The organism is Streptomyces sp. NPDC107471 (genome assembly GCF_055582845.1).
Window position 1 is genome coordinate 372722 of the sequence record NZ_JBVJPC010000006.1, and the last position, 14792, is coordinate 387513.

Here is a 14792-nt window from a genome sequence, read left to right on the forward strand (position 1 = left end):
ACAGGCCGTCGCGGCGGCCGCACAGGAGGCGAAGAACATGGTGGGGAACGGAGCTCTCAGCGGTGCGGTGATCGCGGTGGCCGGCGCGGGCGGTCCCGCGGGCCGCGCGACACTGCTGCGGCTGGCCGAGGCGGGCGCGACCGTCGTCGGCGCGGACAACGACCCGGAGCGGCTCGCGGAGGCCGTGGACGCGGCACGCTACGCCTCCGGCGGCGCCACCGTGACCGGCGAGCCGGTCGACCTGCTCGACCTGGACTCCACCCGCGACTGGGCCACGCACATCGAGAAGGACTTCGGCCGGGTCGACGGCCTGGTCCACCTCGTCGGCGGCTGGCGCGGCAGCGAGACCTTCATCAAGTCGAGCCTGGACGACTGGGACTTCCTGGAACTCCTGCTCATCCGCACCGTGCAGCACACCTCCCTCGCGTTCTACGAGGGGCTGCAGCGCAGCGACCGGGGCCGTTACGTCCTGATCAGCGCCGCCGGCGCGACGAAGCCGACCGCGGGCAACGCCTCGTACGCCGCAGCCAAGGCCGCCGCCGAGGCCTGGACCCTCGCTCTCGCCGACGCCTTCCGCAAGGCCGGGGGCGCCGACGGGCCGAAGTCGGCGGCTGCGATCCTGGTGGTGAAGGCACTGGTGCACGAGGCCATGCGCGCCGAGCGGCCCAACGCGAAGTTCGCGGGCTTCACGGACGTCAGGGACCTGGCCGAGGCGATCGCCGGTGTCTGGGACAAGCCCGCCGCCGAAGTGAACGGAAACCGTCTGTGGCTCACCGAGAAGCCGTGAACCCCCCGAAGACCGACGCCCGTCGCCATCACGACCCCGAGGTCCGCGGTTTCGCCAGCGACAACTACGCCGGGGCCCACCCGGAGGTGCTCGCCGCCCTTGCCGTGGCCAACGGCGGGCACCAGGTCGCGTACGGCGAGGACGACTACACCGAGAACCTCCAGGGGATCGTCCGCAGCCACTTCGGGGCCACGGCCGAGGCGTTCCCGGTCTTCAACGGCACCGGCGCCAACGTCGTCGCGCTCCAGGCGGTCACCGACCGCTGGGGCGCGGTGATCTGCGCCGAGAGCGCGCACATCAACGTGGACGAGGGCGGCGCCCCCGAGCGGATGGGCGGCCTCAAGCTGCTCACCGTGCCCACCCCCGACGGCAAGCTCACCCCCGAGCTGATCGACCGGCAGGCCTACGGCTGGGACGACGAGCACCGCGCGATGCCGCAGGTCGTCTCGATCACCCAGTCCACCGAGCTGGGCACGCTCTACACGCCCGACGAGATCCGCGCGATCTGCGACCACGCCCACGCGCACGGGATGAAGGTCCACCTGGACGGCTCCCGGATAGCCAACGCGGCCGCCTCCCTCGACGTCCCGATGCGGACGTTCACCAACGCGGTCGGCGTCGACATCCTCTCGCTCGGCGGGACGAAGAACGGCGCGCTGTTCGGCGAGGCCGTCGTGGTGATCAACCAGGACGCGGTCTCCCACATGAAGCACCTGCGCAAGCTGTCCATGCAGCTCGCCTCCAAGATGCGTTTCGTGTCGGTGCAGTTGGAGGCCCTGCTCGCCAAGGACCTGTGGCTGCGCAACGCCCGCCACTCCAACGAGATGGCCCAGCGCCTGGCCGAGGGCGTGCGGGCCGTGCACGGCGTCGAGATCCTGTACCCGGTGCAGGCCAACGGCGTCTTCGCGAAACTTCCGCACGACGTGAGCGAGCGCCTCCAGAAGCGCTTCCGCTTCTACTTCTGGGACGAGTCCGCGGGCGTCGTCCGCTGGATGTGCGCCTTCGACACCACCGAGGACGACGTGGACACGTTCGTGGCGGCGCTGAAGGAGGAGATGGCCCGCTAGCCGGGCGCCCGGCCGACTGTGCTTGCATGCCGGTGTGGACGAGACGCGGAGCCGGGTCCGGCCGAGGACGGACGACGACGTGCGGGCGTGCGTGCGGGTGCTGGCGGAGGTGCACCGCCGCGACGGCTACCCGGTGAACTGGCCCGCCCGGCCCGGCGAGTGGCTGACGCAGGCTTCGGCGCTGGGCGACTGGGTCGCCGATCTGGACGGCCGGGTGGCGGGCCACGTGGGCCTCACCCGCGGCGGCGCAGGCGACCTCGCCCCTGCCCTGTGGGGTGAACGCAACGGCACGAGCGCGGAAAGGGCCGCGGTGGTCGGCCGGCTGTTCGTCGCCCCGTGGGCGCGGGGGCACGGAATCGGCGCGATGTTGATGGGCCGGGCGGTCGAGGAGGCGCGGCACCACGGGCTGCACCCGGTGCTGGACGTCGTCGCCTCCGACACCGCCGCGGCGGCCCTGTACGAACGGCTGGGCTGGACGCGGCTCGCCACGGTCGAACAGCGGTGGAGTGCCTCGCAGGTGGTGACCGTCCACTGCTACTACGCATAAATATACTGAGCATCGTAAATTGATTGACCCCGGGGTGATCGTCTTCCTATGCTCTGCGGGCATGGAGCTGATCCAGAACACCCCCGACCTCTCCGCGTACCTGGCCGCCGACGAGGCGATCGACCATGACCACCCGATCGTGCGGGAGACTGCCGCACGGCTCGCCAGGGAAGCGGTCGACTCGTATGCCTATGCGCGGCTGGCCTTCGAGTTCGTCCGCGACACGATCCCGCACTCCTATGACTCCGGCGATCCACGCGTCACCTGGCGGGCCTCCGACGTCCTGGAGCAGAAAACCGGCATCTGCTACGCCAAGGCGCACGCCCTGGCCGCGCTGCTGCGCGCCGAGGACATCCCGACCGCCCTCTGCTACCAGCAACTGGGCGTGATCCACGGCCTGGTCGCCGTCCGGTTCAACGGCGCCTGGCACCGCCAGGACCCCCGCGGGAACAAGCCCGGCGTGGACGCCCGGTTCTCCCTGGACGGTGAGCGGCTGGCCTTCACGCCCGATCCTGAGTCCAACGAGATGGACTATCCGGTCCTGTACGCTGAACCGCATCCGGCCGTCCTGAGCGTCCTCAAGGCCGCCCCCGACCGGCCCCACCTCTGGAAGACGCTCCCCACCGCACTCTGAGGCACCGATGACCCTCTCCCTGACCGTGTCCGACGAGGTGCGCGCCCTCGCGCCCGGCTTCGCGCACCTCGCCGTCGAGGCCCACGGACTCGTCAACGGACCGAGCACCGAAGCCGGTTCGGCACTGCTCGACGACGCGGCCCGCCGTCTCGCCGTACGACTGGACGGGCGCGCCCCGCACGAGGACCCGCACATGGCGGCCTGGCGGGAGGTCTACACGGCGTTCGGCTCGAAGCCGTCGCGCACCCGCAACTCGGCGGAGGCGCTGGCGAAGAGGGCCCTGTCGGACGCGGGCCTGCCCCGCATCAACCTCCTGGTCGACCTCTACAACGCGATCAGCGTCGCGCACCTCGTCCCCGTCGGCGGCGAGGACCTCGACCGCGTCCGGGGCGGGATGCGCCTCGTACGGGCCGGCGGCGACGAGGAGTTCGTGACGACGGCCGGGGGCGCGGAGGTCGTCGAGCACCCCGACCCCGGCGAGGTCTTCTGGTGCGACGACGCCGGGGTGACCTGCCGTCGCTGGAACTGGCGCCAGGGCCCGCGCACGAGGCTCACGGAAGAGACGGTCTCGGGGATCTTCCTGCTGGAGAGCATGGCCCCGATGCCGTACGCCGACGTGGAGCGGGCGGCCGGCGAACTCGCCGAACTGCTGGAGAAGTTCAGTCCGGGGGCGCGGATCGAGGTGACTACCGCGCCTCCGCCTCGCGCACCTGCTCCGGAGTAGGTGCCGTGCCCCCGAGGTGTGCCGGCATCCACCAGGTGTCGTCCGGCCCCTTGGGGCGCACGGGGTAGGCGCGCTGGGCGGCTTCCAGCAGTTCGTTGACCCGCTCGCGCACCTGACGGGTGATCACTCCCGCGTACTTGTCGCGGGACGCCTCGATCGCCTCGCCGACCCGGATGGTGATCGGGATGTGGCTGCGCTTGAAGTTGCGGGGATGCCCCTTGGTCCACAGGCGCTGGGTGCCCCACACGGCCATCGGGATCAGCGGGACGCCCGCCTCCTGGGCCATCCGCGCCGCGCCCGACTTGAAGCTCTTCAGCGTGAAGGACTGCGAGATCGTCGCCTCCGGGAAGACCCCGACGATCTCGCCGGACCGCAGCGACTCCAGGGCGTGGGCGTACGCCGTCTCGCCCTGCTTGCGGTCGACCGGGATGTGCTTCATCCCGCGCATCAGCGGACCCGAGATCCTGTGGCGGAAGACGGACTCCTTCGCCATGAAGCGCACCAGACGCTTCTGCGGGAGCGCGGCCAGGCCGTTGAAGACGAAGTCCAGATAGCTGATGTGGTTGCTCACCAGCACGGCGCCGCCCGAGCGCGGGATGTTCTCCGACCCCTTGCAGTCGATCTTGAGGTCCCAGGCCTTGAACAGCGCCTGGGCGAATCCGACGACGGGACGGTAGACAAGCTCTGCCATGGGCGGGGTGAGCCCTTCCTGCTCTGCCTGGGAAGCCGACTCCCGGCGTTAAGTTACGCAGCCGTAGGTTTACGGCATCTCGCAGATCGTGCCCGAAGAACGGGCGGGGAGCCAGCCCTGGTGCCCGCTGAGGGAGAGATTCTCGTCACGTCCGCCCGTTGATCCACCTCGGGGTTTTAAGCCGCCTTTACTCCGCGCGTACCCCCACCCGCCGCACGAGCAGGTACATCTCGCATCCCGGGCAGTACCCGAACGTGGCGTTGAGGAACGCCGCCGCGAGCGCGGCCCCCGTGGCGGCGAGCCCGAGCCACTGCGGCCCGAACCCGTATCCGACGAGCCCGAGCACCGCGAAGGCGAGACCCACCGCCTGCGCGAACCGCGGCGGCTCCGGTGACTCGAACCCGGTCGGCGGCCCGATCCGCGGCCGTACGACCCTGCGGAACAGCAGGCCGTACGGCGAGCGGCCCACCCCGCCCGCCGCGCCCAGCGCGAACGCGAGCGTCTGCCAGGCCAGCAGCCAGACGCTGCCCGTGATCAGAACGGCCGCCAGCACGACGGTCGTCACGGCCGCGCCGAAACGCGGCCCTCTTGCGTCGATGTCCATGAATCAAGCATTCCGCAACGGGCAGACCTGGAGGGGGCGGGAATCTTTGCAGTCTCATGAATGCTGATGCGGGTGATGACCGGACTTGTGGTGTGCGTGGCGGTGCTCGTGACGGCGAGCGCCTATGGGCTGCTGCAACGGCGGCGGAGCGGGAGGGTACGGGTGCGCGGGCGCGACGACGGAAAGAGGCTCGGGGCGGCCGAGTTGGGGGAGGAACTCGGTGAGCGGGCCACGCTCGTGCAGTTCTCCAGCGCCTTCTGCGCGCCCTGCCGGGCGACCCGGCGGGTCCTCGGCGAGGTCGCCGACCTGGTCCCCGGCGTGGCCCACGTCGAGATCGACGCGGAGAAGAACCTGGACCTGGTCCGCGCGCTCGACATCCTCAAGACGCCGACCGTCCTGGTCCTCGACGCCGACGGCAAAGTCGTCCGGCGCGCCGCCGGCCAGCCCCGCAAGGCGGACGTCATCGCGGCGCTCGGGGAGGCGGTTTGACCCCGTGCGGGCTCACGGTGAGGCAGCTCCCACATCCCGGAACCGACTTGACTGTGCACCGCACCTATCGTCAGCCTGACCGTATGCCTACGGAACTCCTTCTGTTCGGGCGGGTCCACGTCGACCTCGCCCGCACCGCGAGCGCGCGCTGTCCGGCCTGTTGAGCAGCCACGGTCCAGCTCGACACGCCTCGCAGAAGGAACACCGCATGACGGCCACATCTCTCGGCAGCCCGCAGCTCGCCTCTCCCGACCTCCTGCGCTCCGTCTTCCGACGGCACGCGGCGGGGGTCGCCGTGATCACCGCGAACGGTGACGCCGGCCCGGTCGGCTTCACCGCCACCTCCCTCGCCTCCGTCTCCGCCGAGCCGCCCATGCTGTCCTTCGGCATCGGCACGGGCGCCTCCAGTTGGCCCGCGATATCCCGGGCCGAGCACGTGGGCGTGCACATACTCGGCGAGCACCAGGAGGACCTGGCCGCCACCTTCGCCCGCAGCGGCGCCGACCGCTTCGGCGCGCCCACCGCCTGGAGCGAGGGACCCGAGGGCGTCCCCGTCCTCGACGACGTGCTCGCCTGGCTGGTGTGCCGGGTGCACGCGCGCGTGCCGGCCGGTGACCACCGCATCGTGCTGGCCGAGGTGCGGATCGGCGATCCCGCGGGCGACGGGCGGCCGTTGCTCTACCACCAGGGCCGGTTCAACGGCCTGCGCGACTGATCGGCTCGTCGGCGGCTTCGCCGGTGTGCGGGGCCGTCGAGTTCCGATTACGCTGCGTTGCGAAGGTCACAGTTCAAAGCGCTTGCTTAGCGGGCAGGAACTGGATGTACTGGTGAGTAATATTGCGGTCGGAGCACAGCCCGCCCCGACCGGGATCGGCCGCTTGGGGCGCCTATGCTGCCTGCAAGAGGCAGCCGAGAAATGACGATGCAGTAGGAGAGCCGGCGTGAGCTTGAGGATCGTTGTCACTGTGAAGTACGTGCCCGACGCCACCGGCGACCGGCACTTCGCCGATGACCTGACCGTCGACCGGGACGACGTGGACGGTCTGCTCTCCGAGCTGGACGAGTACGCGGTCGAGCAGGCGCTGCAGATCTCCGAGAACTCCGACGACGACGTCGAGGTCACGGTCCTGACCATCGGCCCCGAGGACGCCAAGGACGCGCTGCGCAAGGCGCTGTCCATGGGCGCCGACAAGGCCGTCCATGTCGAGGACGACGACCTGCACGGCACCGACGCGATCGGCACCTCCCTGGTGCTGGCCAAGGCGATCGAGAAGGCCGGTTACGACCTGGTCGTCTCCGGCATGGCCTCCACCGACGGCACCATGGGCGTCGTACCGGCCCTGCTGGCCGAGCGTCTGGGCGTCCCGCAGGTCACCCTGCTCTCCGAGGTCTCGGTCGAGGACGGCACCGTCAAGGGCCGCCGCGACGGCGACGCCGCCTCGGAGCAGTTGGAGGCCTCCCTGCCGGCCGTCGTCTCGGTCACCGACCAGTCGGGCGAGGCGCGTTACCCCTCCTTCAAGGGCATCATGGCGGCGAAGAAGAAGCCGGTGGAGTCCTGGGACCTGTCCGACCTGGACCTGGACGCCGAGCAGGTCGGCCTCGAGGGCTCCTGGACCACGGTCGACTCCGCCGCGGAGCGTCCGGCCCGCACGGCCGGCACGATCGTCAAGGACGAGGGCGAGGGCGGCAAGCAGCTCGCCGAGTTCCTCGCGAGCCAGAAGTTCATCTAAGGGTCCTGGCCCGCTGAGGCTCAACCCCCTTACCGCCCCTTAAGCCTTCGCAATCCGCAGGAGAGCATTCCCATGGCTGAAGTTCTCGTCTACGTCGACCACGTGGACGGTGCCGTCCGCAAGCCCACCCTGGAGCTGCTGACCCTGGCCCGCCGCATCGGCGAGCCGGTCGCCGTCGCACTCGGCAACGGCGCCGCCGACACCGCCGCCGCCCTCGCCGAGCACGGCGCGGTCAAGGTCCTCACCCACGACGCCTCCGAGTACGCCGACTACCTGGTCGTGCCCAAGGTCGACGCCCTCCAGGCCGCCGTCGAGTCCGTGTCCGCCGCGGGCTCCCTGGCCGCCGTCCTGGTCCCGTCCTCCGCCGAGGGCAAGGAGATCGCCGCCCGTCTGGCGCTGCGCATCGGCTCCGGCATCATCACCGACGCCGTCGACCTGGAGGCCGGCGACTCCGGCCCGGTGGCCACCCAGTCGGTGTTCGCCGCGTCCTTCACCACCAAGTCCCGTGTCGCCAAGGGCACCCCGGTCATCACGGTGAAGCCGAACTCCGCCTCCGTGGAGGCCGCCCCGGCCGCCGGCGAGGTCTCGGAGCTGAGCGTGACCTTCTCCGCGCAGGCCACCGGCACCAAGGTCACCGGCCGCACCCCGCGTGAGTCGACCGGTCGCCCCGAGCTGACCGAGGCCGCGATCGTGGTCTCCGGCGGCCGCGGTGTCAACGGCGCCGAGAACTTCGCGATCATCGAGGCCCTCGCCGACTCGCTCGGCGCGGCCGTCGGCGCCTCGCGTGCCGCGGTGGACGCGGGCTGGTACCCGCACACCAACCAGGTCGGCCAGACCGGCAAGTCGGTCTCGCCGCAGCTCTACATCGCCAACGGCATCTCCGGCGCGATCCAGCACCGCGCGGGCATGCAGACCTCGAAGACGATCGTGGCGGTCAACAAGGACGCCGAGGCCCCGATCTTCGACCTCGTCGACTACGGCGTGGTCGGCGACCTCTTCGACGTCGTCCCCGCCCTCACCGAGGAGATCAAGACCCGCAAGGGCTGATCCCGCTCCGGGCGTACGAGGCCCCCGTGACCGCCGACGCGGTCACGGGGGCCTCGCCTCATCCCAGGGTGAGCGTGGCCTGCACCGGCAGGTGGTCGCTCGGGAACTGCCCGTTGACCGCGAAGGTGTTGACGGAGGCCCGGTCCACGGTCGTGCCGGGTGTGGCGAGGATCCAGTCGATGCGGTCGCCGTCCGGGGTGAGGGGCCGGTAGCCGTGGAAGGTGGCGTACGCCTTGCCGCGTTCGGCGGCGGTGTCCCAGGTGTCGACGAGTCCCGCGGCGAGCAGGATGTCGTAGGCCCGGTTGTCGTGGGCCGTGGCGTTGAAGTCGCCGGTCACCACGACCGGTAGCGCCCGGTCGAACGCGGCGATCCGCGCGCCGAGGAACTGCGCGGAACGCTCCCGCGCGTACTGGCTCACGTGGTCGAAGTGGGTGTTGAGGACGTAGAACTCCCGTCCGTCGGCGGCCCGGTCGCGGAAGCGGACCCAGGTGACGATCCGGGGGAGCGAGGCCCCCCAGGTGTTCGAGCCGATGACTTCGGGCGTGTCGGAGAGCCAGTGCGTGTCGTGCTCGACGGGGGCCAGGCGCCGGTTGTCGTAGAAGACCGCAGTGGACTCGTCGTGGCTGCCGCCCTCGCGGCCGGTGCCGATCCAGTCGTAGTGCGGTCCGAGGTCGGCGTGGATGTCGAGCAACTGCTGGTAGAGGCCTTCCTGGGTGCCCAGCAGGGCGGGGGCCTGCCGGCGCAGCAGCCGGCGCATCACCGGGCGGCGGGCGGCCCAGCTATGGGGTTCGGAGGTGCTCGCGTAGCGCAGATTGAACGTCATGACATCGAGTCGGCGGCGGTGCGGCTTGGCGGCGGAGGCCGGCAGCGTGCCCATCAGCGGCACGGTGACGGCGGCGGCCACGGCGGTTCTCAGGCCCATGCGTCGCGTCATTCTGTGGGTGTCCGACATGTTGATTCCCTCCCGACGGGACAGGATGAATGGTCGAGCCGGAGTGCGGTAGACGGCGTAGGGGATCTCGGCTCCTCGCGTGAACGCGGCGGCTCACGCTGTGGACGGGGTGTTGACCGTCGGGAAGCTTCGCGGATAACTTCGCTCTACGGATTGTTGATTCCGCAGAGCGGAAAACTGGAGGACGTGGGATGGGTCAGGGCCAGCAGGAGCAGGTGGCGACGAGCCTCGCGGGAGCCGTCAGCGAGGAGATCAGCGCCTCCCTCGCGCCGGTCGACGCCGAACTGGAGCGCCGCTACCCCGGAGACCCCGGCACCCGCCAGCCCGTGCACACCGTCTACGTCCCCGGTGACGTCTTCGCCGCCGACACCATCCGTTCTTGGGGCGATCAGGCCCTCGCCGCCCTGGACGAACACGCCCCGGACGCCGCCTCCTTCGCTGCCGTCCTCGGGCTCTCCGACGAACTCGCCGAGCCCGTGTACGCGCGCGTGCGGGCCAAGCTGGAGCACGAGCCGATCGAGGACCTGCGGGTCGACTTCGAGGACGGCTACGGCCCGCGCCCGGACGCCGAGGAGGACGGGACGGCGGCCCGCGCGGCCCGGCTGATCGCCGAGGCGTACCAGGACGGCACGGCGGCGCCGTACATGGGCATCCGCATGAAGTGCATGGAGGCCGCCGTCCGGAACCGGGGCATCCGGACCCTCGACGTCTTCCTCACCGGCCTGATGGCGGCGGGCGGGCTGCCCGAGGGGCTGGTGCTGACCCTGCCGAAGGTGACGTACGCCGAGCAGGTCACCGCGTTCGTCCGGCTCCTGGAGGCCTTCGAGAAGGCGCACGGACTGGACTCCGGACGGCTCGGCTTCGAGATCCAGATCGAGACCAGCCAGTCCATCCTGGCCACCGACGGCACCGCCGCGGTCGCCCGCATGATCCAGGCCGCCGAGGGCCGCGCCACCGGACTGCACTACGGCACCTTCGACTACAGCGCCTGCCTCGGCGTCTCCGCCGCGTACCAGGCCAGCGACCACCCCGCCGCCGACCACGCCAAGGCGGTCATGCAGGTCGCCGCCGCGGGCACCGGCGTACGGGTCTCGGACGGCTCCACCAACGTCCTGCCGGTCGGACCGACGGCGAAGGTCCACGACGCCTGGCGGCTGCACTACGGCCTGACGCGCCGGGCCCTGGCCCGCGCCTACTACCAGGGCTGGGACATGCACCCCGGCCACATACCCACGCGGTACGCGGCCGTGTTCGCCTTCTACCGCGAGGGTTTCGAGCAGGCGGCGGGACGGCTCGCCCGGTACGCCAACCGGGCCGGCGGCGACGTCATGGACGAGCCCGCCACCGCCAAGGCGCTCAGCGGTTACCTGCTGCGCGGCCTCGACTGCGGCGCCCTCGACATCGGTGAGGTCGCCCGGCTGACCGGACTGACCCGGGCCGACCTGGAGGGGTACGCGGCACCCCGGCGTGGCGATCTGACCGTCTCCCCGCACTAGCCTCCGAGCGGGCGTCTCCACCAAGCGGCGGACGACGTAGCGACCCTGTCACAGTCGCAACCGGCGGCTGGAGTTGTCACTCCTGCCCCGTAGTCTGTACCGCACGCATTGACGTGTCACAGGAACGGGGCAGCGGTGTCTTCGGGGGAGACCAACGGAAAGGGCCAGGACGAGACCGGTCGCCTTCTGGCCGGGCGTTATCGGGTCGTGGCCCAGCTCGGTCGCGGCGGTATGGGTGTGGTCTGGCGGGCCGTCGACGAGGTCCTCGGCCGCGAGGTCGCGGTCAAGGAACTGCGGACGTACACCGACGCGGACGGGCCCGAGCTCGCCGATTTGCGGCTGCGGATGCAGCGCGAGGCCCGCGCGGCGGCCCGCGTCCGGCACCCCGGAGTCGTCGCGGTGCACGACGTGGCCGAGGTGGACGGGCGCCCGCTGATCGTCATGGAGCTGGTCGAGGGCCCCTCCCTGGACCAGGTGCTGCGCCGGCAGGGCACCCTGGACCCGCGCGAGGCGGCCGGCATCGGCGCCAAGGTCATGGACGCCCTGGCCGCCGCCCACGAGGCCGGCGTACTGCACCGGGACGTCAAGCCCGGCAACATCCTCCTCGACCGCTCAGGCCGTGTCCTGCTCACCGACTTCGGCATCGCCACCATGGACGACCCGGGCGACGGCTCGGCCACGAACCTGACCCGCACCGGCCATCTCGTCGGTTCCCTGGACTACATGGCCCCCGAGCGCGCCCAGGGCGCCGATCCGGGACCGGCCTCCGACGTGTGGGCGCTGGGGGCCACGCTGTACGCGGCCGTCGAGGGCGCCTCGCCGTTCCGCCGCACCTCGACGTTCTCCACGCTCACCGCGATCGTCGGCGAACCGCTCCCCGAATCCCACCGTGCCGGTCCCCTCGGTCCTGTCCTCCAGCGCCTGCTGGACAAGCGGCCGGAGGCGCGTCCGGCGGCCGAGGAGGCGCGTGCGCTGCTGGAGGCCGTGGCGGACGGGGCCGAATCCGGGGCGGACAGTCCCACGACGACCCTGCGGGGTGCGGCGGAACCGATGGCGGGGCAGGCCGAGACGGTCTCCGACGTGCCGGCGGCGCCGGCCGCTTCCGGGTCGCAGGCGGCGGAGGGGGCCGTACCGCACGGTCAGGGTCAGCCCGCCCCGGACCCCATGGGGCAGCCCACCACGGACACCGCAGGGCAGGCCGAGGCGCCGGCGCCCTGGTGGGTCGGGGCCGCTTCCTCATCCGAGGCTCCCGGCCAGGCCGGTTCCCCGGAACAGGGCGTCGGTGCCACCCCGCCGGGCGGCGGCGCTCCGGCGCCCGGTCCCGGCCCGTCCCCGGCCCCTGTGGCACCTGTGGGGCCCAGTTACGGCATGTCCCGTGACACCGCCCCCATGGACCCTTCCCGCACGCCCCGCCGCAACCGGCGCGCCCTGCTCGCCGCCGCGGCCGTCGCGGTCGTCCTCGCGGTCGCCGGCACGGCCGTCGCGCTGATGCACAACGCGGACAAGGCCGAGGCCGACGGCCGGGCGGTCGCGTCCGGCACAAGTGAGTCGGCCGCGGCCTCCGCCTCCGACGGCCCCGACGCCGACCGTTCCGGCAGCGCCGCGCTGACGGACGGGGACGCCGGGAAAACCCCGGACGCCGAGAAGTCGCGGGGCGAGGACGGCAGCGCCGACCCCACGAGCCGTGCCCCCGCGTCCTCCACGGCCCACTCCTCCGGCGGCGGCTCGGGCAGTTCGGACAACGACGACACGGGCGGCAGCGACTCCGGGAAGGGCGGTACGGCCGGGGACGGCGACCCCAGCACCCCGCCGCCGTCCCCGGCCTGCACCGCCATCGGCGGCGGCAAGTACAACTGCACCGTCTGGAAGACCGCCAAGTCCTACACCGCCTCCGGAGCCGAGGCCGGCGTCCTCAACGCGGGCACCAACTATTTCTTCTGCCAGTCGAACCTGGGCCGCCGGGAGACCTCCGGCTCGTGGACCAACGTCTGGTGGGCGCGGACGGACGACGACAGCGGCAACACCGGGGTCTACGTCAGCGACGTCTACATCAAGGGCGGGAACAACGACGAGCCGGTGCCGGGACTCCCCGTCTGCTGAACCGTCACGTACCGCTCCAGGCCCGACTCCGTGACCCGCTTCTCGTCGGCGAACAGCCGGGTGCCTCTCTCGCACAGGTGCCGGTCGGCGCGCGCCCGGGCCGTGAACTCCTCCGGGGTGACGCCGAACAGCTCGCGCAACCGGGCCGATCCCACGAGGAGTTCGGTCAGCAGCTCCCGCTGGCCGGGGTGGGTGCGCGGGGTGCCGGTGCCGTCGTGCAGCACGCCGTGGCGGTTGACGTACGCGTGGACGCCCGGCGGCGTGACGCCGCCGGGCAGCTCGGCCCGCACCTCGGGCGCGGGCAGCCAGGCCCGCCCGTAGTTCCCGTGCGGCAGCGGCACGCCCTCGCTCGCGTCGATGACCGCGAGCTGTTCGGCGTCCAGCAGGACGACGAACAACTCCCGTACCGCTCCCGTGGCTTCGAAGGGCGACGCGGACACGTACCCCATGCGGCTCACATGCGCGGAGACGCCCACGTCGACGCCGGTCACCCGTGCCCTCAGCATCGGCACCGGCGAGGCGATCCCGCACTCGGTCATCTTGTGGCGCAGTTGCCCCGGACTGGCGTTGGAGCCGACCGCGAGGACCGGGACGCGGCCCTCCTGCGCCCACCGGTCCAGGGGCAGCGGCCCGTCGAAGGGCACCAGCCGGTCACCGTCGAGAAGCGCGGAGTCCGCCGGCCACGCGCCGGGATAGAGCAGCGGATGGTCGCGGGGAGCCTCGGCCAGACCGAGTGCCTCCAGGGTGAAGTCCCGCACCGGTCGCTCAGTCCGCCGGCGGCAGCTCGCCCGAGCCCCGGGTGATCAGTCGCGTCGGCAGCTCGATCCGCTCGGGGGTCAGCAGCGTCCCGTCCAACTGGCGGAAGAGCCGCTCCGCCGCCGTACGGCCGAGTGCCGCCGCGTCCTGGGCGACGACCGTGACACCCGGCTGGAGCAGATCGGCGAGTTCGATGTCGTCGAAGCCGACGAGGGCGACCTGCCGGGTGTGTTCGGCGAGGACCCGGATCACGGTGACCGTCACCCGGTTGTTGCCGGTGAAGATGGCGGTGACGGGGGAGGGGCCGGCGAGCATGTCCTCGGCCGCCCGGCGCACCCGCTGCGGGTCGGTGACGCCCAGCGAGGTCCAGGCGTCCGCCACCTCGATGCCGGCGTCCTCCATGGCGGCCCGGTAGCCGCGCAGTCGCTCGGCGGCCGTGTGGATGCGGGGCATGTCACCGATGAAGCCGATCCGCCGGTGGCCGTGCGCGATGAGGTGGGCCACGGCGTCGCGGGCACCGCCGAAGTTGTCGGACAGGACGACGTCGGCGTCGATCCGGCCCGCCGGACGGTCCACGAACACGGTGGCGACGCCGGCCTTCAGCTCCGGCTCCAGATAGCGGTGGTCGTCACCGGCCGGGATGACCACCAGGCCGTCCACCCGCCGGGCGCACAGGGCCAGCACCAGTTCCTGCTCGCGCTCCGGGTCCTCGGCGCTGGAGCCGTTGATGAGCAGGGCGCCGTTGGCCCGGGCGACCTCCTCCACCGCACGGCTGAGCGGGCCGTAGAACGGGTCGGCGAGGTCCTCCAGGACCAGGCCGATGCTCGCGGTACGGCCCTTGCGCAGCACGCGCGCGCTGTCATTGCGGCGGAAGCCGAGGGCCTCGATGGCCTCCCGGACCCGGTGTTCCGTCTCGGGTGTGACGCCCGGTTCGCCGTTGACCACGCGGGAGACCGTCTTGAGTCCGACGCCGGCTCGCGCCGCCACGTCCTTCATGGTCGGGCGGTTGCCGTACCGGGTCGTGGAGAGGCGGTCTGCTCGGCTGTGGGTGTCGGGCACGATAACGGCGTCCTGTCCTGTCGTCGACGGGGATGCGGCGGTCCATGATTTTGTATGAGGATGTGGCGTCGAGCATAGAGCCTGGACAACGTTGTCAGATGCGGGAGAC

Annotated in this window: 16 protein-coding genes; 11 read left to right on the plus strand and 5 right to left on the minus strand. The window is 71.7% G+C overall.

Annotation, left to right across the window (positions count from 1 at the left end):
- Positions 1-37: 37 nt before the first annotated feature.
- The 5 genes from ACZ66S_RS22825 (at position 38) to ACZ66S_RS22845 (ending at position 3759) form a co-directional block, all read left to right on the plus strand.
- Entirely contained in the window at positions 38-787 is a 750-nt protein-coding gene (locus ACZ66S_RS22825) for an SDR family NAD(P)-dependent oxidoreductase (protein WP_469903352.1), read from the plus strand.
- Positions 784-1854 (plus strand): threonine aldolase family protein, encoded by a 1071-nt coding sequence (locus ACZ66S_RS22830; RefSeq protein WP_469903353.1) that lies wholly within the window; start codon positions 784-786, stop codon positions 1852-1854. Before ACZ66S_RS22825 ends, ACZ66S_RS22830 begins: the two co-directional genes overlap by 4 nt.
- A 34-nt stretch (positions 1855-1888) precedes the next feature.
- Positions 1889-2401 (plus strand): GNAT family N-acetyltransferase, encoded by a 513-nt coding sequence (locus tag ACZ66S_RS22835; protein WP_469903354.1) that lies wholly within the window; start codon positions 1889-1891, stop codon positions 2399-2401.
- A 61-nt stretch (positions 2402-2462) separates the two neighbouring features.
- Complete coding sequence (locus ACZ66S_RS22840; protein ID WP_469903355.1) at positions 2463-3035, plus strand: transglutaminase domain-containing protein; 573 nt, start codon at positions 2463-2465, stop codon at positions 3033-3035.
- A 7-nt stretch (positions 3036-3042) separates the two neighbouring features.
- Entirely contained in the window at positions 3043-3759 is a 717-nt protein-coding gene (locus ACZ66S_RS22845) for a B3/B4 domain-containing protein (protein ID WP_469903356.1), read from the plus strand.
- Here ACZ66S_RS22845 and ACZ66S_RS22850 read toward each other — a convergent pair.
- Entirely contained in the window at positions 3722-4450 is a 729-nt protein-coding gene (locus ACZ66S_RS22850; RefSeq protein ID WP_469903357.1) for a lysophospholipid acyltransferase family protein, read from the minus strand. The two genes, ACZ66S_RS22845 and ACZ66S_RS22850, sit on opposite strands and share 38 nt — an antisense overlap.
- A 187-nt stretch (positions 4451-4637) precedes the next feature.
- Positions 4638-5054, minus strand: coding sequence for a DUF4395 domain-containing protein (locus ACZ66S_RS22855; RefSeq protein ID WP_469903358.1), 417 nt, complete (start codon positions 5052-5054; stop codon positions 4638-4640).
- Positions 5055-5129: 75 nt separating this feature from the next.
- Here ACZ66S_RS22855 and ACZ66S_RS22860 point away from each other — a divergent pair, with 75 nt between their 5' ends.
- The 4 genes from ACZ66S_RS22860 (at position 5130) to ACZ66S_RS22875 (ending at position 8320) form a co-directional block, all read left to right on the plus strand.
- Complete coding sequence (locus ACZ66S_RS22860) at positions 5130-5543, plus strand: TlpA family protein disulfide reductase (RefSeq protein WP_469903359.1); 414 nt, start codon at positions 5130-5132, stop codon at positions 5541-5543.
- Positions 5544-5751: 208 nt separating this feature from the next.
- Positions 5752-6258 carry a flavin reductase family protein gene (locus ACZ66S_RS22865; RefSeq protein WP_469903360.1) on the plus strand — a complete coding sequence of 169 codons (507 nt, stop codon included), beginning with the start codon at positions 5752-5754 and terminating at the stop codon, positions 6256-6258.
- Between the two features lie 226 nt (positions 6259-6484).
- Entirely contained in the window at positions 6485-7273 is a 789-nt protein-coding gene (locus tag ACZ66S_RS22870) for an electron transfer flavoprotein subunit beta/FixA family protein (RefSeq protein WP_469903361.1), read from the plus strand.
- A gap of 72 nt (positions 7274-7345) precedes the next feature.
- Entirely contained in the window at positions 7346-8320 is a 975-nt protein-coding gene (locus tag ACZ66S_RS22875; RefSeq protein ID WP_469903362.1) for an electron transfer flavoprotein subunit alpha/FixB family protein, read from the plus strand.
- Positions 8321-8378: 58 nt separating this feature from the next.
- On the opposite strand, the gene ACZ66S_RS22880 is transcribed toward ACZ66S_RS22875, so the two are convergent.
- The gene (locus ACZ66S_RS22880; RefSeq protein ID WP_469903363.1) at positions 8379-9242 is read right to left on the minus strand and encodes an endonuclease/exonuclease/phosphatase family protein; all 864 of its coding nucleotides are present in this window, start codon (positions 9240-9242) and stop codon (positions 8379-8381) included.
- A gap of 221 nt (positions 9243-9463) precedes the next feature.
- Here ACZ66S_RS22880 and ACZ66S_RS22885 point away from each other — a divergent pair, with 221 nt between their 5' ends.
- Positions 9464-10768, plus strand: coding sequence for a DUF6986 family protein (locus ACZ66S_RS22885; RefSeq protein ID WP_469903364.1), 1305 nt, complete (start codon positions 9464-9466; stop codon positions 10766-10768).
- A 135-nt stretch (positions 10769-10903) separates the two neighbouring features.
- Positions 10904-12868, plus strand: a complete 1965-nt coding sequence (locus tag ACZ66S_RS22890; RefSeq protein WP_469903365.1) for a serine/threonine-protein kinase — start codon at positions 10904-10906, stop codon at positions 12866-12868.
- Here ACZ66S_RS22890 and ACZ66S_RS22895 read toward each other — a convergent pair.
- Both ACZ66S_RS22895 and ACZ66S_RS22900 read right to left on the minus strand, forming a co-directional pair.
- Positions 12814-13626 (minus strand): hypothetical protein, encoded by an 813-nt coding sequence (locus tag ACZ66S_RS22895; protein ID WP_469903366.1) that lies wholly within the window; start codon positions 13624-13626, stop codon positions 12814-12816. The two genes, ACZ66S_RS22890 and ACZ66S_RS22895, sit on opposite strands and share 55 nt — an antisense overlap.
- A gap of 7 nt (positions 13627-13633) precedes the next feature.
- The gene (locus ACZ66S_RS22900) at positions 13634-14683 is read right to left on the minus strand and encodes a LacI family DNA-binding transcriptional regulator (protein WP_469903367.1); all 1050 of its coding nucleotides are present in this window, start codon (positions 14681-14683) and stop codon (positions 13634-13636) included.
- Positions 14684-14792: the final 109 nt, after the last annotated feature.

What these genes read in the sequence shown, in the direction of transcription:
- ACZ66S_RS22825 (WP_469903352.1), top strand. Translation starts at nt 38, where the DNA reads ATGGTGGGGAACGGAGCTCTCAGCGGTGCGGTGATCGCGGTGGCCGGC.
- ACZ66S_RS22840 (WP_469903355.1), top strand. Translation starts at nt 2,463, where the DNA reads ATGGAGCTGATCCAGAACACCCCCGACCTCTCCGCGTACCTGGCCGCC.
- ACZ66S_RS22845 (WP_469903356.1), top strand. Translation starts at nt 3,043, where the DNA reads ATGACCCTCTCCCTGACCGTGTCCGACGAGGTGCGCGCCCTCGCGCCC.
- ACZ66S_RS22850 (WP_469903357.1), bottom strand. Translation starts at nt 4,450, where the DNA reads ATGGCAGAGCTTGTCTACCGTCCCGTCGTCGGATTCGCCCAGGCGCTG.
- ACZ66S_RS22855 (WP_469903358.1), bottom strand. Translation starts at nt 5,054, where the DNA reads ATGGACATCGACGCAAGAGGGCCGCGTTTCGGCGCGGCCGTGACGACC.
- ACZ66S_RS22860 (WP_469903359.1), top strand. Translation starts at nt 5,130, where the DNA reads ATGACCGGACTTGTGGTGTGCGTGGCGGTGCTCGTGACGGCGAGCGCC.
- ACZ66S_RS22865 (WP_469903360.1), top strand. Translation starts at nt 5,752, where the DNA reads ATGACGGCCACATCTCTCGGCAGCCCGCAGCTCGCCTCTCCCGACCTC.
- ACZ66S_RS22875 (WP_469903362.1), top strand. Translation starts at nt 7,346, where the DNA reads ATGGCTGAAGTTCTCGTCTACGTCGACCACGTGGACGGTGCCGTCCGC.
- ACZ66S_RS22880 (WP_469903363.1), bottom strand. Translation starts at nt 9,242, where the DNA reads ATGGGCCTGAGAACCGCCGTGGCCGCCGCCGTCACCGTGCCGCTGATG.
- ACZ66S_RS22885 (WP_469903364.1), top strand. Translation starts at nt 9,464, where the DNA reads ATGGGTCAGGGCCAGCAGGAGCAGGTGGCGACGAGCCTCGCGGGAGCC.